Source organism: Actinomycetospora flava, assembly GCF_037400335.1.
Lineage (GTDB): Bacteria > Actinomycetota > Actinomycetes > Mycobacteriales > Pseudonocardiaceae > Actinomycetospora > Actinomycetospora flava.
Genome location: NZ_JBBEGM010000018.1, coordinates 35725 through 54324, shown reverse-complemented (window position 1 = coordinate 54324; position 18600 = coordinate 35725). Strand labels below are relative to the sequence as shown.

The window sequence follows — 18600 nt, the reverse complement described above, 5'->3', positions numbered from 1 at the left end:
TCAGACGCGACTGTCTCTTCGTGTCAGCGACGTGGCGTCGCAGACACTCAGTGTCCGTATTCTTCCGTCGATCAAGGCACGGCGGCGCGGATGCGGTCTGCGGTGGTGTCGAGCCGCGCCCGCCCCGGACGCGTCCAGGCGGCGAGAAGACGCAGCCCGTCGCCACGCCGGCGCGGGATGACGTGCACGTGCACGTGCCACACCGTCTGCCAGGCCACCGCCCCGTCGGCGAGCAGCAGGTTCACGCCGTCGGCGAGCCCGGCGGCGCGCAGGCCGGCGGCCACGCGCCGCGCCAGCGCCCACACCGCGGTGCCGTCCGCGTCCGTGGTGTCCGCGAGGTGCGCGGCGTGCACGCGCGGCACGACGAGTACGTGCCCCGGCGTGACGGGCTGGAGGTCGAGGAACGCGATCGCCCCGTCTGACTCGGCGACGACGCTCGCCTCGCCCCGCCCGTCGACGATTCGGCAGAACACGCACTCGCCGTCGACCTCAGCGGGCAGGTGCTCCCGCACGCGCCCCAGCCGGCGACCGACGGCGCGCCGGAGACGCGCGAGCATCAGAACAGCCGGAACTCGTCGACGTCGGCGCCGCGCAGGGCGTCGTAGTCGAGCGTGACGCAGCGGATCCCCCGGTCGGTGGCGAGCGTGCGCGCCTGCGGCTTGATCTGCTGCGCCGCGAACACCCCGGCCACCGGCGTCAGCAGCGGGTCGCGGTTGAGCAGCTCGAGGTAGCGGGTCAGCTGCTCGACGCCGTCGATCTCCCCGCGCCGCTTGATCTCGACCGCGACGGACCGCCCGGCGTCGTCGCGGCAGAGCAGGTCGACCGGGCCGATCGCCGTCGGGTACTCACGCCGCACGAGCGTCCAGCCCTCCCCCAGCGTCGTCACGTGCTGGGCGAGCAGCTGCTGCAGGTGGGCCTCGACGCCGTCCTTGACCAGGCCCGGGTCGACGCCCAGCTCGTGGCTGGAGTCGTGCTGGATCTCCTCGAGAGTGATCGTCAGCGTCTCGTCGGCCTTGTTCCGGACCGTCCAGACGCTCTCGGCTTCTCCCGTCGCTCCGCTCGCCCGGGGCTCCTCGGTGAGCCAGCACGGCGGGCTCATCCAGTTCAGCGGCTTGTAGGCGCGGTCGTCGGCGTGGACGCTGACCGACCCGTCCGCCTTGACCAGCAGCAGGCGCAGGGCACTCGGCAGGTGCGCGGTCAGACGGCCGGCGTAGTCGACCGTGCACCGGGCGATGACGAGACGCACACCCCGCAGGGTAGGAGACGGCCGACGAGGATCATCCCGGGGTGTGGAGCCACCGGTGACGACCAGCAGCCGCGAGATCTACGCCAACCCGTGGATGACGCTGCGCGAGGACACCTTCCGCCGCCCGGACGGGTCCGACGGCGTCTACGGCGTGGTCGACAAGCCCGACTACGCGCTCGTGGTGGCGCTCGACGGGGACCGCCTGGCCATGGTCGAGCAGTACCGCTACCCGCTCGGGCTGCGCCGCTGGGAGTTCCCGCAGGGCACCGCCCCCGACCGCGCGGAGATGCCGCCGCAGGACCTCGCCGCCCGTGAGCTGCGCGAGGAGACCGGCCTGACCGCCGCGACCTGGACCTACCTCGGCCTGCTCGACGTCGCCCCCGGCCTGTCCTCGCAGCGCGGCCGCGCGTTCCTCGCCACCGACCTCACCGAGGGCCGCCCCGAGCGGGAGGACACCGAGGCCGACATGCGCTTCGCGTGGGTGACGCGCACCGAGTTCGAGAAGCGCATCCGCGCGGGGGAGATCACCGACGCCCAGACCCTCGCCGCCTACGCCCTCCTGCTCCTCCACTCGCCGTAGCGCCGCGTGGTCCGGCGTGTTCCAGCGTGGCGGCCACGCTGACGTCCAACGTCAGGAAAGCCCCCATCTCGGGGCGTGGACGCGTCACCTCGGTCCCGCGCGGGCATGGTGGAGGCATGGCGTTGGTGCGGCTCGGTCCGCTGTCGGTACCCACCCCCGGCGAGGTGCTGGGCTGGGTCGGGGAGGTCGCCGACGTCGGCGTCCGTCTGCCCGGGCGGGTGGACGCGCTGCTCGACGAGGTGACGCGCCTGGTCGGCGTGCTGGGGCAGCTCGCGGACCGGGTCGACGGCCTGGTCGACCGTGCCGACGGGATCGTCGGGCAGATCGACGGTGTGCTCGGCGAGGCCCGCCGCATCACCGACGGCGCGAACGACGTCGTCGGCTCGGCGCGCTCGATCACCTCGGGGGCCGAGGAGGTGGTCGGCTCCGCGCGGCGCATCACCGGCGGTGCCGAGGAGGTGGTCGACTCCGCGCGGTCCATCACCAGCGGCGCGGAGGAGGTCGTCGGGTCGGCCCGGAAGATCACGAGCGGCGCCGACGAGGTCGTCGGCAGCGCACGGGCCATCACCAGTGGGGCGTCCGAGGTCGTCGAGTCCGCCCGGTCGATCACCTCCGGGGCCGAGGAGGTCGTCGGGTCCGCCCGCCGGATCACCGGCGGCGCCGAGGAGGTCGTGGGCAGCGCCCGCAGCATCACCAGCGGCGCGTCCGAGGTCGTCGACTCCGCACGCAGCATCACCACCGGCGCCGAGGGCGTCGTCGGCAGCGCCCGGGAGATCACCGACGGCGCGCGGGGCATCGTCGACGGCGCAGGCGCCACGAGCCGCTCGGCCCAGGAGCTGCTCGACCTCTACCGCCCGATGCTCGAGCGCGGTGCCCCGCTGGCGGGGAAGTTCGTCGACGAGCTCAGCCCCGAGGAGGTCGACGCGCTGATCAAGCTCGTGGACCAGATGCCGCAGTTCACCGAGCACATGGTCGACGACGTCATGCCGATCCTCACGACCCTCGACCGCGTCGGACCGGATCTACACGAGCTCCTCGAGGTCACCAAGGACCTGCGGCAGGCGATCGACGGCATCCCCGGGTTCTCGTTCCTCAAGCGCCGCGGCGCCCGCGACGACGACGAGGAGGGCTGAGGGGAGATCGCGCTCATCCCGGGATGACGGCCTGCGTCTGCGTGGTCCGCGCGACGAGGCGGCCCCGGTCGTCGGTGAGGTCGGTCTGCACGACGATCTGCGTGCGCCCGGCGTGGACCGGCCGCGCGGTGGCCGTCACCGCCGAGCCCGACACCGCGCGCAGCAGGTGCGTGCCCGTTTGCGTGGTGGCGGTCCGGGCCCCCTCGGGCAGGCCGAGGTAGGCGCAGACGGCGCCTGCGGTGTCGGCGAGCGTCATCATCGCGCCGCCGTGCAGCAGCCCGCCGACTGTGGTGTGGGCGTCGGACCACGGCAGGACGGCGACGGTCTCGTCGGCGCCGGCGGTCTCGAGCCGGATGCCGAGGCCGGCGGCGAAGGGCATGGCGGCGATCAGCTCGTCCGGGGTCATGAGCCACAGCGTCGAGACCGCGGCGCTGATCGTCCATGACCTGCGAGGTCATCGACCCCGCTACCGCACGCCGGTCACTGTCGGGGAACCCCACCAAGGAGGTCCAGATGGACACCGTCGACCGCTACCTCGCCGCCTGGAACACGACCGACCCCTCGGCGCGTCGCGACGCGATCGCCGCGGCGTTCACGCCCGACGCGCGCTACGTCGACCCGCTCGCCGACGTCTCCGGCCACGACGGCGTCGACGCGCTGATCGCCGGCGCCCAGGAGCAGTTCGCGGGCCTGACGTTCTCGCGCGGCGACGTGCTGGACGCCCACCACGACGTCGTCCGCTTCACCTGGCACCTCGGGCCGGCGGGCGCCGCCGAACCGGTCGTCGTCGGGTTCGACGTCGCCGAGATCGCCGAGGACGGGCGCCTGCGCACCGTCCACGGCTTTCTCGACAAGGTGCCGGGTTAGGACCCTGCGACAGGTGCCGGCGACGGGGAGTCGAGGCCGTTCGCCTCGCGGACGACCTCGACGAACTCGCCCATGATCCCGGTCAGCGAGTAGGTCTTCGGCGTGACGACGCGCTGCACGCCGAGGCGCTGGAGCTGCTCGGCGTCGGCGGGCGGGATGATCCCGCCGACGACCACCGGGATGTCGTCCGCACCCGCGCGGGCCAGGCCGTCGAGCACGGCCGGGACGACCTCGAGGTGCGAGCCGGACAGCACCGACAGGCCGACGACGTGCACGCCCTCCTGCACGGCGGCCGCGACGATCTCGGCCGGCGTCAGGCGGATGCCCTGGTAGATGACCTCGAAGCCGGCGTCGCGGGCGCGCACGGCGATCTGCTCGGCGCCGTTGGAGTGGCCGTCGAGCCCGGGCTTGCCGACGAGCATGCGCAGCGAGGCCGTGCCCATCTCCTCGGCCGTCTGGCGTACGCGCGCCCGCACCTGCGCGAGCTCCTCGGGGGCCTCGCCCGAGCCCGACGTCGCGGCCGAGACGCCCGTCGGGGCGCGGTAGGAGCCGAAGACGTCGCGCAGCGCGCCGGCCCACTCGCCGGTCGTCACGCCGGCGCGGGCGCACTCGAGCGTGGCCTCCATGAGGTTCTCGTCGGTCCCCGCGGCGGTCCGGAGGTGCTCGAGCGCGGCGTCGGCGGCCTGCTGGTCGCGCGAGGAGCGCCACTCCGCCACGGCTCGGGCAGCCTCCTCCTCGACCGACTTCTCGACGGTGAAGATCGCCTCGGCGCCCTCGGCCTGCAGCGGGCTCGGCTCGGTGGAGGTGAACTTGTTGACCCCGACGACGACGACGTCCTCACCCGACTCGAGACGCATCCGGCGCTCCGCGAGCGACGACACCAGCTGCGACTTCATGTAGCCCGAGTCGACGGCGGGCACCGCACCGCCCATCTCGGCGACCTTGGCCATCTCCGCGCGGGCGCCCTCGACGATCGCCGCCGTCTTGGCCTCCATGACGTGCGAGCCGGCGAAGATGTCGTCGTGGTCGAGCAGGTCGGTCTCGTAGGCCAGCACCTGCTGCATCCGCAGCGCCCACTGCTGGTCCCACGGCCGCGGCAGCCCGAGCGCCTCGTTCCACGCCGGCAGCTGCACCGCGCGGGCCCGGGCGTCCTTCGAGAGCGTCACCGCGAGCATCTCCAGCACGATGCGCTGGACGTTGTTCTCCGGCTGCGCCTCGGTGAGTCCGAGCGAGTTCACCTGCACGCCGTAGCGGAAGCGGCGCATCTTCTCGTCCTCGACGCCGTAGCGCTCGCGGCACAGCTCGTCCCAGAGCTGCGAGAACGCCCGGAGCTTCGCGATCTCCTCGATGAAGTGCAGCCCGGCGTTGACGAAGAACGAGATGCGCCCGACGACCTGGCCGAACTTCTCCTCGGGCACCTGGCCCGAGTCGCGCACCGCGTCGAGCACCGCGATGGCCGTCGACAGCGTGTAGGCGACCTCCTGCGTCGGCGTCGCCCCGGCCTCCTGCAGGTGGTAGCTGCAGATGTTGATCGGGTTCCACTTCGGGACGTTGGTGTACGTCCAGGCGATCATGTCGGTGATCAGCCGGACGCTCGGCGCCGGCGGGAACGCGTAGGTCCCGCGGGACAGGTACTCCTTGACGATGTCGTTCTGCGTGGTGCCGGCGAGCTTCTCGCGGTCGGCGCCGTGCTCGTCGGCGACGGTGACGTAGAGCGCCAGCATGTACATCGCCGTCGCGTTGATCGTCATCGACGTGTTCGCGTCGTTCAGCGGGATGCCGTCGAACAGCGCCCGCATGTCGCCGATGTGCGCCACCGGCACGCCGACCTTGCCGACCTCACCCTTGGCGAGCTCGTGGTCGGGGTCGTAGCCGGTCTGCGTCGGCAGGTCGAAGGCCACCGAGAGGCCGGTCTGGCCCTTCTCCAGGTTGCGCCGGTAGAGCTCGTTCGACGCGCGGGCCGACGAGTGGCCGGCGTACGTCCGCATGACCCAGGGGCGGTCGCGGGCGTCGTCGCTGGGATAGGGCACGTCAGGTACCTCCGCTGCGCTTCGTCACCTGGCGGATGACCCGCTGATGTTACCGACGGGTCCGGGCCGCGGGGCGGCGCGCGGGATGCCGTGGCCCACAGGATCGGTCAGGTTGGGACACGCGGCGCAGCGGAGCTGGACCCGTCACACTGCCCGGATGGGTTCCGTGACCGAGATCGCCCTGGTGGTGTCGCTGGTCATCCTGCTCGCCGGCATCCTGCGCTGGACGTTCGGCCGCGGCCCGCAGGGCGCGCTGCCCGACGAGAACGGCGACCTGGGCCTGCTCGAGACCGTCGCCGTCGTGCCGACGCGCGAGGCCGCCGACGTGCTGGTGGCCAAGCTCGCGCGGGAGAAGGTGCGGGTCACCGTGGCCCACGGCGAGGAGGGCTGGCGCCTGCTCGCCTTCCCGAGCGACGCCGACGACGCCCGTGTGGCCCTCCGCGCTATGTGAGTGCTTTCCCGCCCTATAGGGCGGGAAAGCACTCACGAGGGTCAGCGCTGGGGCGGCGCCACGATGCGGTGGATGCCGCCGCCGAGGGCGGCGAGGTTCTCGACGAACAGGGGGTAGCCGCGGTCGATGTGGGCGACGTCCCACACCTCGGTCTCCCCGTCCGCACACAGCCCCGCGAGCACGAGACCGGCGCCCGCGCGGATGTCCGACGCCCACACCGGCGCCGACGACAGCCGCCGCACGCCCCGGACGACGGCGTGGTGCCCGTCGGTGCGCGCGTCGGCCCCGAGCCGGACCATCTCCTCGACGAACCGGAACCGCCCCTCGAAGACGTTCTCGGTGATCATCGACGTGCCCTCGGAGATCGCCGACAGCGCGATCGCCATGGGCTGCAGGTCGGTCGCGAAGCCCGGGTAGGGCAGCGTGACCCAGTCGACCGAGCGCGGCCGCCCGTCCATGACGACCCGGAAGCCCCCGTCGAGCGCCGAGACCTGCGCCCCCGCCTGCCCCAGGCGGTCGAGCACGAGGTCGAGGTGGTGCGGGTCGACGCCGTGGACGGTGACGTCGCCCCCGGTCATCGCCGTGGCGAAGCCCCAGGTGGCGCCGACGATCCGGTCGCCGATGACCCGGTGCGTCGTCGGCGTCAGCGGACCGCCGCCGTGCACCGTGAGCGTCGACGTCCCGCCGCCCTCGATCTTGGCGCCCATCTGCTGGAGCATCGTGACGAGGTCGACGATCTCGGGCTCGCGCGCGGCGTTGTCGATGACCGTCGTGCCCTCGGCGAAGACCGCGGCCATGAGGATGTTCTCGGTGGCCCCGACGCTGGGGAAGTCGAGCCAGATCTGGGCGCCGCGCAGCGTCTCGGCGCCCGCGACCACGCAGCCGTGGGAGATCTCGCTGGACGCGCCGAGCAGGCGCAGGCCCGCCTGGTGCATGTCGAGGGGGCGCGAACCGATCGCGTCGCCGCCGGGCAGCGGCACGACCGCGCGCCGGCACCGGGCCACGAGCGGCCCCAGCACACACACCGAGGCCCGCAGCCGCGACACCGAGCGGTAGTCCGCCTCCGGGGTCAGCTCGGCCGGGACGTCGATGGTCACCGTGTCGCCCGCGACGGCCACCGCGCACCCCAGGCTGCGCAGCACGTCGGCCATCAGCGGGACGTCGAGGATCTCCGGACAGTTGGTGATGACCGTCCGGCCCTCGGCGAGCAGCGCGGCCGCCATCAGCTTGAGCACGCTGTTCTTGGCGCCGACGACGTCGACGGCCCCCGAGAGGGGCCCGGAGCCGTGCACCACGAAGTGCTCGTTCATCGGCCGGAGACGCTACCCGCCCGCCACGGACCGGCCGTCGCCAGCACCCCCGACACCTCCCGCGGACGCCATCCACCCCGGGCGGCGCGGCACGACCATGGGCGTGCCGGTCTCGGGGTCGGGCAGGACACGGCAGGCCAGGCCGTAGACGTCGGTGACGAGCTCCTCGGTGAGCACCTCGTCGGGCGGGCCGGTCGCGGCCACGACGCCGCCCTTGCGCAGCGCGACGAGGTGCGAGGCGTAACGAGCGGCCTGGTTGAGGTCGTGCAGCACCGCGACCAGCGTGCGGCCGTGCTCGGCGTGCAGGCGCGCGCAGAGCTCGAGCACATCGACCTGGTGGGAGATGTCGAGGTAGGTCGTCGGCTCGTCGAGCAGCAGGATCGGGGTCTCCTGGGCCAGCGCCATCGCGAGCCACACCCGCTGGCGCTGGCCGCCGGAGAGCTCGTCGACCAGGCGCGGGGCGAGGTCGGAGACGTTCGTCAGCGCCATGGCCTCGGCGACGGCCACCTCGTCGTCGTCCGACCACTGCTTGAGCAGCTGCTGGTGCGGGTAACGGCCGCGCGCGACGAGGTCGCCGACGGTGATGCCACCGGGTGCCGTCGCCGTCTGGGGCAGCAGCCCGAGGCGGCGTGCCACCTCCTTCGACTTGTAGCTCGCGATCTCCGCCCCGTCGAGCAGCACCGCGCCGGCCTGCGGGGCGAGCACGCGGGCCAGGGCCGCGAGCAGCGTGGACTTGCCGCACGCGTTCGGCCCGACGATGACGGTGAAGGAGTCGTCGGGGATCGCCACCGAGAGGTCGCGGGCCACCGTGCGGCCCTCGTAGCCCAGCGTCACGTCGCGGGCGAGCAGGCGGGTCATGCGGCTCCTGCCGGGTCGAGATCGAGGACGGTGCTCACGTCGTGCTCCCTCGCCACATGCGCACGAGCAGCGCGACGAGGTAGAGGCCGCCGATGAGGCCGGTGGCGATCCCGACCGGCAGCGGGACGGGCTGGAACAGGCGGGTGACGGCGAGGTCGCTGACGACGAGCAGCGCCGCCCCGACCAGAGCGCTCGGCAGCAGCACCGGCGTCGCCGCCCGGGTGAGGCTGCGCGCGATCTGCGGGGCCGCGAGCGCCAGGAACGGGATCGGGCCCGCGGCCGCCGTCGACGCCGCCGCGAGCGCGACCGCGCACAGCAGCAGGGTGGTGCGCGTGCGCCCGACGTCGACCCCGAGCGCGCCCGCGGGGCGGTCGCCGAGCTCGAGCAGCGAGAGCCGCCGGCCCAGCGCGAACAGCACGGGCAGCAGCACGACCACGACAGCGGTCAGCGCGAGGATCTGGGGCCAGCCGCGGTTGCTCAGGTCGCCGAGCAGCCAGGCCTGCGCGTCGACGGCGGTCTGCAGCTGGGCCGTGGTGATCAGCCAGCTGTTGATCGCGAGCAGCGCCGCGCCGATGCCGATCCCGATGAGCACCATGCGCAGGCCCTGCGTGCCGCGCCCCGCCGACAGCGCCACGACCAGCAGCGCGGTGACGAGCCCGCCGGCGAGCGCGCCGAGCGAGGTCCCCAGCGTGCCGGCGCCGAAGGTGACGATGGCGACGAGCGCGCCGGTGGAGGCGCCGGTGGTGAAGCCGATGACGTCGGGGCTGCCCAGCGCGTTGCGCGAGAGGCTCTGCAGCACCGCACCGCTGACCGCGAGCGCCGCGCCCACCCCGACGGCGAGCACGAGACGCGGCAGCCGCTGGTCGAGCACGATGAACTCGGTCGACCGGCTGCCCTGCCCGACGAGCGTCTCGGCGACCTCGGTGAGGGTCAGCGGGAACGAGCCGGTGGTCATCGCCAGCAGCGCGCCGACCACCACCACGAGCGCGGCGACGGCGCCGACGACCACCGAGCGCGGGCCGACGCGCAGCGAGATCCGGCCGCCGCCGAGACGGACCAGCCGTCCGGTCACCTGGCCACTGCCCACCCTCCCGGCGTTCACACGCCCACCAGCCGGCGCCGGCGGCACAGGGCCACGAAGACCGGCGCGCCGAGCACGGCCGTCGTGACGCCCACCTGGATCTCGCCCGGGGGGACGAGGACGCGGCCGACGAGGTCGGCAACGAGCAGCACGATCGCTCCCAGGACGGCGGTGTAGGGCAGCAGCCAGCGGTTGGCGGGCCCGATGAGGCCGCGCACGACGTGCGGGACGGCCAGGCCGAGGAACGCGATCGGCCCGACCGCGGCCGTCGCGGCGCCCGCGAGGACGGTGACGACGGCGCCCGCGACGACCCGGGTGCGCCCCACATTGAGGCCCAGCGCCTGGCCGGCGCGGTCGCCGAGCGCGAGCGTGTCGAGCGCGCGGGCCATCGCGAAGGCGGCGACGACGCCGATCGCGATGAACGGGCCGACCGCGACCAGCACGTCCATCCGCCGCCCCGACAGCGAGCCGAGGTTCCAGAACCGGAAGGAGTCGAAGGTCCGCGGTGTCAGCACGAGCGCGGCGTTGACCAGCGCGATGAGCACGGCGGTGACCGCGGCGCCGGCGAGCACGAGACGGTCCGGGGTGCCCGACGCGCGGCCGGTGGCGCCCAGCGCGTGCACGACGAACATCGCGACGGCCGCGCCGACCAGCCCGAACCAGACGTAGCCGGTGACGCTCCCGATCCCGAACGCGCCGATCGCCACGACCACCGCGGCCGAGGCGCCCGCGTTGACCCCGAGAAGCCCGGGGTCGGCCAGCGGGTTGCGCGACAGGCCCTGCATCACCGCGCCCGAGAGACCGAGCGCCGCGCCGACGGCCAGCGCGAGCAGGCCGCGGGGCACGCGGAGGTCGCGGACGATGGCCACCTCGGTGCCGAGGGTGCCGGTGGGATCACCCCCGGGATCCCCGCCCCACAGCAGCGTCCACGACTGCGCGAGCCCGATGTCGCGCGAGCCGATCCCGATGCTGACCAGCAGCACGAGCACCGCGACCGCCACGAGCGCGAGCAGCCCGAGCACGCGGGTCGCCGACCCGGCCACGCCGACCGGTCCCCCGGCACGCCGGGCGGGCGGTGCCTGCCCGGGCGCGTCCACCACCACCGCGCGCTCACCCCTCTCCTGGGTCACGAGGCATGCCGGTGTGCAGCCTAACCATTAGGGTTGCCTAGCCTCAGGCTCCCTGATTGTCCGTTTCCAGTCACCCAGGAGTGCGTGTGTCCCCCGGCCCGTTCAGGCGCCTCATCGATGGTCGAGCTCCGCTTCGCTCCGTCTCCCGCGTCCTCGCGGCGACCGCCGCCGCCCTGCTCCTCCTCGCGGCCTGCGGCGGGGGTGGCGGGTCCCAGGGCGACTCCGCCCCGGCCGGTTCCGCGGTCGGCACCCAGTACCCCGCGACGATCGACACCCAGTTCGGGCCGGTGACGATCCCGGAGGCGCCGCAGCGGATCGTGGCGCTCGGCTGGTCGGACGCCGAGACCGCGCTCGTGCTCGGCGTGCAGCCCGTCGGCGCGTCCGACTGGCTCGGCTTCGGCGGCACCGGCGTCGGCCCGTGGTCGCCGCCGTACCAGACGCCCCCCACGATCCTGGGCACGACGCAGCTCGACTACGAGGCCGTCGCGGCCCTGCGCCCCGACCTCATCCTCGACACGCGCTCCTCGGGCGACCAGCAGCGCTACGACACGCTCTCCCGCATCGCCCCGACCGTCGGCCCGCCGCCCGGGCTCGCCGCCGCCTACGGCACGACCTGGCGCCAGCAGATGGACATGGTCTCCCGCGCGCTGGGCAAGCCGCAGGAGGGCCAGCAGCAGATCGCCGGGCTCGAGGAGAAGTTCCGCGCCACCACCGCCGCCAACCCGTCGTTCGCGGGCAAGGCTGCGGGCGTCGGCGCCTTCTACGGCGGCCAGTGGGGCGCCTACGTCCCCGGTGACGCGCGCGTCGACGTCATGAACGGGCTCGGCTTCCGCACGCCGCCGCAGATCGAGGCCCTCGCGCCGCAGGCCGCCGGGTCGTTCTACGTGTCGCTCTCGGGCGAGCAGGTCGGCCTGCTGTCCTCCGACCTCACGGTGGTCTTCCCGATCAACGCGAGCGCCGACGCCATCCGCACCGACCCGGTGCTCTCGCAGACCCCGGCCGCCCGGGCCGGGCACCTCGTCGTGCTCGACGACACGACGACGAGCAACGCGTTCTCGTCCGGCTCGGTGCCCGGCACCGCCGCCGCGCTGGACCGCGCCGCCCCGCTGTTCGCCCAGGCACTGCAGCGCTGACCCCCTCGTGGACGGCCTCGGCGTCCCTAGACTGACGCCGTGGCCGTTCACCTGACCCGGATCTACACGCGCACCGGCGACGACGGGACCACCGGTCTCTCGGACTTCTCGCGCGTGCCCAAGACCGACCCGCGGCTCTCGGCCTACGCCGACTCCGAGGAGGCCAACGCCGCGATCGGGGTGGCGCTGTCGGTGGGCGACCCGCCCGAGGCGATCGTCGCCCCGCTGCGGCAGATCCAGAACGACCTGTTCGACGTGGGGGCCGACCTGGCCACGCCCGTCGTGGAGAACCCCGAGTACCCGCCGCTGCGCGTCACCGAGCGCCAGATCGAGCGGCTCGAGGGCTGGTGCGACGAGTTCAACGAGGGCCTGCCGAAGCTGAACTCGTTCATCCTGCCGGGCGGCACCCCCGCGGCGGCCTACCTCAACGTGGCGCGCACCGTCACCCGCCGCGCCGAGCGCAGCACCTGGGCCGTGGTCGCCGCCGACCCCGAGCGCACCAGCAAGCTGCCCGCGCACTACCTCAACCGGCTCTCGGACCTGCTGTTCATCCTCGGCCGCGTCGCCAACCCCGGCGGCGACGTCCTGTGGGTGCCCGGCGGGCCCGAGGAACAGCGCTGAGCAGGCCCGACGTGTTCGACGAGCGGTTCACCGGCGGGCTCGACCCCGCGGTGTGGACGCCCGCCTACCTCCCGGCCTGGAGCTCGCGGGCCGAGGCCGCGGCCACGTGGACGGTCGACGGCGACGGCCTGCACCTGACGATCCCGCCGGAGCAGCCGCTCTGGTGCGCCGACGACCACGAGCCGGCGCTGCGGGTGTCGGGCGTGCAGTCGGGGAACCGCTCCGGGCCCGTCGGCAGCACCGACGGCCAGCAGCCGTTCCGCCCGGGGCAGCTGGTCCGCGAGGAGCAGCCCACCGTCCTCGGGTTCACGCCGGACGACGGCACCGTCGAGGTCGAGTGCCGCGCCCGGATCGGCCCGTCGGCGATGTTCTCGGCGTGGCTCATCGGCCTCGAGGACGTCCCGGAGCGCTGCGGCGAGATCTGCCTGGTGGAGGTCTTCGGCGACACGGTCGCGGGCGCGCGGGCGTCCGTCGGCTCCGGGATCAAGGCGTTCCGCGACCCCCGGCTCGTCGAGGACTTCGTCGCCGAGCCCCGCGACCTCGACGTCACCGACTGGCACCGCTACGCCGCCCGCCGCAGCCCCGGCGGCGTCGAGTTCACGATCGACGAGGTCACGACGCGGGTCCTGTTCCAGGCGCCGGACTACCCGATGCAGCTCATGATCGCGGTGTTCGACTTCCCCGAGCACTCCGCCCACGACCCCGCCGACACCCCGGAGCTGGTGGTGCGCCGGGTGACCGGCCCCTAACCGAAGGCCTTCCCCTCCCCGCGGTAGGTCGGCATCGCCAGCACCACCTCGTCGCCCCGGATCCCGAGGTACTCGGTGACGTGCTCGGCGAGCTCGCCGGCCTTGGCGTGGCGCATCCACACCCGGTCGCCGAGCGCCGGCAGACGCCGGCCCCTCACCGGCGTCTGTACCTCACCGGCCCCCTCGGTGGCGGTCAGCGCCAGGTCACCGGGACCGAACGGCGTGGGCAGGCGGGACGCGGTCGCGGGGCCGGAGGCCACCCAGCCCCCGCCGGCCAGGGTGGCGTGGCCCCCGTCCGGACGCCGCGTCACCGGCAGCGCGTAGGCGAGCGCGGGACGCGGGTGCATGCGGGTGTAGCCGTCGAAGAGCGTGGCGCCGACCACCGCCGAGCCGGCGGCGATCTCGGTGACCGACGGGTCCGCGCGCGTGGTCTCCACGCTGCCGCTGCCCCCGCCGTTGACGAAGTCCAGGTCGGCGACCTCGCGCACCGCGCGCACCACCGCGCCCCGGCGCCCGGCCAGCTCGTCGGCCGAGCGCCGCTGCATCCACCGCACGGCCGCGTCGCGCAGCCGCGCGCCGGTCGCGTCCGGCACGCCGGCGATCTGGCCCTCGTAGGCCATGAGCCCGACCAGTCGGACGCCCGGGCGCCCGACGATCGCGCGGGCCAGCGCCGCGGCCTGCGCCGGCGTGCGGACCGGCGAGCGGCGGGCCCCGATGTGCAGCCGCGGCAGCGGGCGCCAGGCGGCGTCGAGGTCGAGGCAGACGCGGATCCCGGGGTGCCCGGCGCCGAGGACGTCGTCGATCAGGTCGAGGTGCCCGACCGAGTCGACCATGAGCGTCACCGTCCGCCGGGCGTGCTCGTCGGCGGCGAGGTCGCGCAGGGCCGCGCGGTCGACGGTCGGGTAGCCGACGAGGACGTCGTCGCTGGTGCCGAGCCCCGCGTGCCACAGCGCCTCGCGCAGCGCGTAGCACATCAGCCCCGCGACCCCGGGCCGCGCGACCGCGCGCTCGACGAGCGCGCGGCACCGCAGCGACTTGGTGGCGAGGCGGATCGGCACCCCGTCGGCACGGGCCAGCAGGTCGTCGAGGTTGGCGTCGACGGCGTCGAGGTCGACGATCGCGAACGGCGGGTCGCGGTCGGCCGTGGCGCGCTCCCAGCGACGGGAGACGGAGCGCAGCGGAGCTCGACCCGACGTGTCGATCACGGGGTGGAGGCTACGGTGCTCGCGTGGCTCGCGGTGCGTGGCGGAACTGGTCCGGCACCGTCGCCGCGACCCCGGCCCGCGTGCACCTCCCCCGCTCGGTCGACGACGTCGTCGCGGCCGTGCACGCCGCCCGCGGATCGCACCTGCGCCCGCGCGGCAGCGGCCACTCGTTCACCCCGCTCGCGGCCACCGAGGGCCACGCGATCGACCTGCGGTACTGGACCGGGATCGAGTCGCTCGACACGACGACCGGCCGGGTGCGGGTCCGCGCCGGCACGACCCTGCGCGCGCTCAACGCCGCCCTCGACGCGCACGGGCTCGCCCTGGAGAACCTCGGCGACATCGACGCCCAGACCGTCGCGGGCGCCGTCGCCACCGGCACGCACGGCACCGGCGCCCGGCTCGGCGGCCTCGCGACCCAGGTCGTCGCGCTCGACCTGGTGCTGGCCGACGGCACACGCGTGCACTGCGCGGCAGGCGAGGACCTCTTCGAGGCGGCCCGGGTCGGGCTCGGCGCGCTGGGCGTCGTCACCCACCTGACCCTGCGGTGCGTGCCCGCCTTCACGCTGCGGGCCAGCGAGCGCCCGGAGCCGCTCGACGACGTGCTCGCGGGCCTGGACACGCTCTTCGACGAGGCCGACCACGTCGAGTTCTACTGGTTCCCCTACGGCGCGCAGGCCCTGGTGAAGCGCAACCGGCGGGTCGACGAGCCGCCGGCGCCGCTGCACCCGGTGCGGCGGTTCCTCGAGTACGACGTCGTCGAGAACGCGGCGTTCGGGACCCTGTGCCGGGTCGGGCGGGCGTTCCCCCGGGCCGCGGTCCCCCTCGGGCGGCTGGCGTCGGGCGTGCTCTCGGCGCGCCAGTACGGCGACCGCTCCCACCGTGTGTTCGCGACGACGCGCCGGGTGCGGTTCGTCGAGTCGGAGTGGGCGGTGCCGCGGGCGGCGCTCCCCGGCGTCCTCGACGAGCTGCGCGCGCTGGTCCCGCGCCTCGAGCACCCGGTGCTCTTCCCCGTCGAGGTCCGCGTGGCCGCCGCCGACGACGTCTGGCTCTCCACCGCGCACGGCCGCGACACCGCCTACGTCGCGATCCACCAGTACGTCGGCGCGCCCCGCGCGGAGTACTTCGCGGCGTTCGGCGAGATCGCGGCCGCGGCGGGCGGGCGCCCGCACTGGGGCAAGGAGCACCACCTCGACGCCGACGCCCTCGCGCGGCGCTATCCCCGCTTCGAGGACGTGCGCCGCGTGCGCCGCGACGTCGACCCCGGCGGCCTGTTCGCCGACGCGTACCTGGACCGGATCCTCGGGCCGGTCGCCTAGCCGCGAAGCAGGCACAACGCGTCACCTCATACGTCCGAACGGGGTACAAAGAGAGTCATTGGCGCCGACTATGGCTACGCTCCGCGTCCATGGCCGACCGAACGACCACGTCCCGGGCCATCGCGGTCGGGCAGCTGCCGGCCGCGACGGCCGCCTTCATCCGCGAGCAGGGGGCGCTGCGCGGGCTGTTCCGCGACCCGCTCGTCGAGGTGACGCACGCCCTGCGCACCGACGAGACCACGACGAAGAAGCGGCTGTTCGGCGGCGCGAGGACGTCGGTCCGCACCGTCGAGATGCTGCTGACCCCGGACCTGCTCGTCGTCTCCTACCGCGACGGCACCACGGACGCCGAGGACCCGGCGGCCCAGGTCAGCTTCCACCGGCTCTACCAGGTGGAGTTCTCCCCGCTGCCCTCCGAGCTGCTCGACCGGGCGGCCGGCGCGAAGCTCGCCGTGCCCGCCGGGCTGATGCCGCTGACGAGCACGCCCGTGGGCGGCACGCACCGCGGGAGCCGCATGGTCCCGCTCGGCGACGGCCCGGACGCCGCGCGCTTCCGCGAGGCCCTGCTCGCCGCCACCGAGCGGTCACGGCGGGATGCCGGGGCCTGATCCCCGCGTCCGAGGGTCGAGCTCCGCTGCGCTGCGTCTCCCGGCTCCGAGGGTCGAGCTCCGCTGCGCTGCGTCTCCCGGCTCCGAGGGTCGAGCTCCGCTGCGCTGCGTCTCCCGGCTCCGGTGACGGACCCCGCGCGGGGCGCGGGGTCCGTCGCCGGGGTCTCAGCCGAGCAGCGGCTTCACCTTGGTGCCGAAGTCGTGCACGCCCTTCTCGAAGTCGTCGAAGGTGAACATCATCCCCTGGACGCCGGGCATCTTCGCGACCTCATCGACCTGCCGCGCGACCGTCTCGTAGGAGCCGACGAGGGTCGCCATGTTGAAGTTGACCGCACCCTCGGGAAGGTTGATCGTCCGCGCGGTGCCCCCGCCGTCGGCGGTCTTGTCGGCGCTGCCCTCGTCGCTCATGTAGCCGAGCGCGCCGGCGTCGGCACCCTCGTTGTAGGAGCGCCACTTCGCCTGCGCCTCCTCGTCGGTCTCCGCCATGATCGCCATGAACAGCGGCAGCGACTTCACGTCGCGGCCGGTCTCCTTGGCGAACGACGCGAGCCGCTCGGTGGGCTGGCGGTAGACCTCGGGGTTGTTGACCCCGGGCGAGAGGATGAAGTTGTAGTCGCCGTACTCGGCGCAGAAGCGCATCCCGCGCTCCGACTGCCCGGCGCAGACGATGTCGACCTTGCCCGACGGCCGCGGGGAGAGCACGCAGTCGTCCATCTGGAAGAACTGGCCGTCGAGGTCGCAGCGCCCGGTCTCCCAGAGGTCGCGCAGGACCTTCACGTACTCCGTGGAGTAGTCGTAGCGGTAACCGAAGTACTCGTCACCGGGCCACAGCCCCATCTGCTCGTACTCGCCCTTGGCCCAGCCCGACACGATGTTGACGCCGAAGCGTCCCGGCGCGATCTGGTCGATGGTCGTCGCCATCCGGGCCACCAGGGCGGGCGGCAGCGTGAGCACGGCGGTCGAGGCGTAGAGCTTGATCCGCTCGGTGACCGCCGCGAGGCCCGCCATCAGCGTGAACGACTCGAGGTTGTGGTCCCAGAACTCCGTCTTCCCGCCGAAGCCACGGAGTTTGATCATCGACAGCGCGAACGCGAAGCCCTGCCGCTCCGCCTCCTGCACGACGTTGCGGTTGAGGTCCCACGTCGGCATGTACTGCGGGGAGTTCTCGGAGATGAGCCAGCCGTTGTTGCCGATCGGGATGAAGACGCCGAAGTCCACTTCGGGACCACCTTCCTGCGGGGTCAGGAGACGGGGAGAGGGAGCGCGCGCAGCGCCGGGACCACCTCGCGGGCGAGGAGGTCGAGGGACGTCCGCGCCGCCTCGACCGGCATGCCGGCCCAGTCGGTGCGGAACACGAAGTGGTCGACGCCGAGCTCGTCGCGCCACGGGAGGAGAGCGGCGGTGCAGTCCTCCGGAGACCCCACCACGAAACGATCGTGGGCGAGGTCGTCGTAACCGACCCGGAACGACTCGGATCCGGGCATGACACGGTCCTGGCCCCAGTCGGCGTAGACCTCGTACTTCTTCGCCAGGTACGGCATGGCGAGCTCGAGGGCCTGCTCCCGGGTCGGGGCGCAGAACACCTCGCGGATCAGCGGGAGCTCCTCCAGCGGACCGCGGCCGGCGGCCGCGCGCTCGGTGTGGAAGAGCTCGAGCTGCCGGGCGATCGTCGCCCGGGTGGCGTGCGGGTTGATCATCCACGTGTCGGCGAGGCGGCCCGCCCGCCGCACCGCGCCGTCGGAGTTGGCCGCCATCCAGATCGGGGGCCGCGTCCGCCCATCCGGCCGCGCGACGGGCCGGAACGTGGCGCGGGCGCCGTCGAGCCGGCACCACGGGAGGTCGGCGGAGACCGCCTCGCCCCGCCACAGCCCCTCGACGATGCGCAGGTTCTCGGTGAACCGCCGGACCTTGTCCTCGGGCGGGATCCCGAACGCGTCGTACTCGACCTGCCGGTAGCCCAGGCCGATGCCGAAGACCGAGCGGCCGCCGGCGACGACGTCCAGGCCCGCGTAGGCCTCGGCGGTGTCGACCGGGTTGTGCAGGGCGAGCAGGTGGATGCCGGTGCCGACGGCCATGTCGCCGGCCTCGGCGGCCACACGCGCGAGCCACGGCAGCGGCTGGATGTGCGCCATCGACTCGGCGAGGTGGTGCTGGCCGGCGAAGACGGAGTCCATGCCGGCGTCGCGCGCCGTGCGCACCAGGCTGAGCTGCTCGTCGAGGGCGACCAGCGGGTCGCGGCCGGGCGGCTGCTGGTGGGTGAGGAAGACGCCGGCGCGCAC

Annotated in this window: 20 protein-coding genes; 9 read left to right on the top strand and 11 right to left on the bottom strand. The window is 74.0% G+C overall.

Going from position 1 to position 18600, the window contains the following annotated elements; all coding sequences use genetic code 11:
* Positions 1-71: 71 nt before the first annotated feature.
* A complete protein-coding gene (locus WCD58_RS30190) occupies positions 72-557 on the bottom strand; it encodes an HIT family protein (protein WP_337706832.1) in 486 nt (161 codons plus the stop codon).
* Positions 557-1246, bottom strand: coding sequence for an endonuclease NucS (gene nucS, locus WCD58_RS30185; protein WP_337706831.1), 690 nt, complete (start codon positions 1244-1246; stop codon positions 557-559). Before nucS ends, WCD58_RS30190 begins: the two co-directional genes overlap by 1 nt.
* Positions 1247-1301: 55 nt before the next feature.
* Here nucS and WCD58_RS30180 point away from each other — a divergent pair, with 55 nt between their 5' ends.
* Both WCD58_RS30180 and WCD58_RS30175 read left to right on the top strand, forming a co-directional pair.
* Positions 1302-1826, top strand: a complete 525-nt coding sequence (locus WCD58_RS30180; protein ID WP_507237436.1) for an NUDIX domain-containing protein — start codon at positions 1302-1304, stop codon at positions 1824-1826.
* Positions 1827-1942: 116 nt separating this feature from the next.
* Entirely contained in the window at positions 1943-2959 is a 1017-nt protein-coding gene (locus WCD58_RS30175) for a methyl-accepting chemotaxis protein (RefSeq protein WP_337706830.1), read from the top strand.
* Positions 2960-2972: 13 nt separating this feature from the next.
* On the opposite strand, the gene WCD58_RS30170 is transcribed toward WCD58_RS30175, so the two are convergent.
* Positions 2973-3365 (bottom strand): PaaI family thioesterase, encoded by a 393-nt coding sequence (locus WCD58_RS30170; protein WP_337706829.1) that lies wholly within the window; start codon positions 3363-3365, stop codon positions 2973-2975.
* 107 nt (positions 3366-3472) lie between these two features.
* Between WCD58_RS30170 and WCD58_RS30165 the strand changes: the two genes are divergently transcribed.
* On the top strand, positions 3473-3826 hold the full coding sequence (locus tag WCD58_RS30165) for a nuclear transport factor 2 family protein (RefSeq protein WP_337706828.1): 354 nt from the start codon (positions 3473-3475) through the stop codon (positions 3824-3826).
* On the opposite strand, the gene WCD58_RS30160 is transcribed toward WCD58_RS30165, so the two are convergent.
* On the bottom strand, positions 3823-5856 hold the full coding sequence (locus WCD58_RS30160; RefSeq protein WP_337706826.1) for an ethylmalonyl-CoA mutase: 2034 nt from the start codon (positions 5854-5856) through the stop codon (positions 3823-3825). The genes WCD58_RS30165 and WCD58_RS30160 overlap by 4 nt on opposite strands.
* 157 nt (positions 5857-6013) lie before the next feature.
* Between WCD58_RS30160 and WCD58_RS30155 the strand changes: the two genes are divergently transcribed.
* Positions 6014-6307, top strand: a complete 294-nt coding sequence (locus WCD58_RS30155) for a hypothetical protein (protein WP_337706825.1) — start codon at positions 6014-6016, stop codon at positions 6305-6307.
* Positions 6308-6348: 41 nt separating this feature from the next.
* On the opposite strand, the gene murA is transcribed toward WCD58_RS30155, so the two are convergent.
* The 4 genes from murA to WCD58_RS30135 are packed head-to-tail and all read right to left on the bottom strand — an operon-like array spanning position 6349 to position 10659.
* Entirely contained in the window at positions 6349-7617 is a 1269-nt protein-coding gene (gene murA / locus WCD58_RS30150) for a UDP-N-acetylglucosamine 1-carboxyvinyltransferase (RefSeq protein WP_337706824.1), read from the bottom strand.
* A gap of 12 nt (positions 7618-7629) precedes the next feature.
* On the bottom strand, positions 7630-8475 hold the full coding sequence (locus tag WCD58_RS30145) for an ABC transporter ATP-binding protein (protein WP_337706823.1): 846 nt from the start codon (positions 8473-8475) through the stop codon (positions 7630-7632).
* Between the two features lie 34 nt (positions 8476-8509).
* Entirely contained in the window at positions 8510-9547 is a 1038-nt protein-coding gene (locus tag WCD58_RS30140) for a FecCD family ABC transporter permease (RefSeq protein WP_337706822.1), read from the bottom strand.
* Positions 9548-9573: 26 nt separating this feature from the next.
* Positions 9574-10659, bottom strand: coding sequence for a FecCD family ABC transporter permease (locus WCD58_RS30135; RefSeq protein ID WP_373696312.1), 1086 nt, complete (start codon positions 10657-10659; stop codon positions 9574-9576).
* A 113-nt stretch (positions 10660-10772) separates the two neighbouring features.
* On the opposite strand from WCD58_RS30135, the gene WCD58_RS30130 reads away from it, so the two are divergent.
* The 3 genes from WCD58_RS30130 to WCD58_RS30120 are packed head-to-tail and all read left to right on the top strand — an operon-like array spanning position 10773 to position 13189.
* Complete coding sequence (locus WCD58_RS30130; protein ID WP_337706820.1) at positions 10773-11819, top strand: iron-siderophore ABC transporter substrate-binding protein; 1047 nt, start codon at positions 10773-10775, stop codon at positions 11817-11819.
* Between the two features lie 39 nt (positions 11820-11858).
* Positions 11859-12440 carry a cob(I)yrinic acid a,c-diamide adenosyltransferase gene (locus WCD58_RS30125; protein WP_337706819.1) on the top strand — a complete coding sequence of 194 codons (582 nt, stop codon included), beginning with the start codon at positions 11859-11861 and terminating at the stop codon, positions 12438-12440.
* 11 nt (positions 12441-12451) lie between these two features.
* Positions 12452-13189: a glycoside hydrolase family 16 protein gene (locus tag WCD58_RS30120; protein ID WP_337706818.1), complete on the top strand. Its 738-nt coding sequence runs from the start codon at positions 12452-12454 to the stop codon at positions 13187-13189.
* On the opposite strand, the gene WCD58_RS30115 is transcribed toward WCD58_RS30120, so the two are convergent.
* Positions 13186-14367 carry an alanine racemase gene (locus WCD58_RS30115; protein ID WP_373696311.1) on the bottom strand — a complete coding sequence of 394 codons (1182 nt, stop codon included), beginning with the start codon at positions 14365-14367 and terminating at the stop codon, positions 13186-13188. The two genes, WCD58_RS30120 and WCD58_RS30115, sit on opposite strands and share 4 nt — an antisense overlap.
* Positions 14368-14417: 50 nt before the next feature.
* Between WCD58_RS30115 and WCD58_RS30110 the strand changes: the two genes are divergently transcribed.
* Together WCD58_RS30110 and WCD58_RS30105 are read left to right on the top strand one after the other, a co-directional pair.
* Entirely contained in the window at positions 14418-15713 is a 1296-nt protein-coding gene (locus tag WCD58_RS30110) for a D-arabinono-1,4-lactone oxidase (protein WP_337706816.1), read from the top strand.
* Positions 15714-15802: 89 nt separating this feature from the next.
* Entirely contained in the window at positions 15803-16321 is a 519-nt protein-coding gene (locus tag WCD58_RS30105; RefSeq protein ID WP_337706815.1) for a hypothetical protein, read from the top strand.
* Positions 16322-16486: 165 nt separating this feature from the next.
* Here WCD58_RS30105 and rutA read toward each other — a convergent pair whose 3' ends face one another.
* Positions 16487-17539: a pyrimidine utilization protein A gene (gene rutA, locus WCD58_RS30100; RefSeq protein ID WP_337706814.1), complete on the bottom strand. Its 1053-nt coding sequence runs from the start codon at positions 17537-17539 to the stop codon at positions 16487-16489.
* A gap of 23 nt (positions 17540-17562) precedes the next feature.
* Positions 17563-18600, bottom strand: coding sequence for an LLM class flavin-dependent oxidoreductase (locus WCD58_RS30095; RefSeq protein ID WP_337706813.1), 1038 nt, complete (start codon positions 18598-18600; stop codon positions 17563-17565).

Coding starts and splice junctions, on each gene's coding strand:
- WCD58_RS30190 (WP_337706832.1), bottom strand. CDS start 557: ATGCTCGCGCGTCTCCGGCGCGCCGTCGGTCGCCGGCTGGGGCGCGTG.
- WCD58_RS30175 (WP_337706830.1), top strand. CDS start 1,943: ATGGCGTTGGTGCGGCTCGGTCCGCTGTCGGTACCCACCCCCGGCGAG.
- WCD58_RS30170 (WP_337706829.1), bottom strand. CDS start 3,365: ATGACCCCGGACGAGCTGATCGCCGCCATGCCCTTCGCCGCCGGCCTC.
- WCD58_RS30165 (WP_337706828.1), top strand. CDS start 3,473: ATGGACACCGTCGACCGCTACCTCGCCGCCTGGAACACGACCGACCCC.
- WCD58_RS30155 (WP_337706825.1), top strand. CDS start 6,014: ATGGGTTCCGTGACCGAGATCGCCCTGGTGGTGTCGCTGGTCATCCTG.
- murA (WP_337706824.1), bottom strand. CDS start 7,617: ATGAACGAGCACTTCGTGGTGCACGGCTCCGGGCCCCTCTCGGGGGCC.
- WCD58_RS30145 (WP_337706823.1), bottom strand. CDS start 8,475: ATGACCCGCCTGCTCGCCCGCGACGTGACGCTGGGCTACGAGGGCCGC.
- WCD58_RS30105 (WP_337706815.1), top strand. CDS start 15,803: ATGGCCGACCGAACGACCACGTCCCGGGCCATCGCGGTCGGGCAGCTG.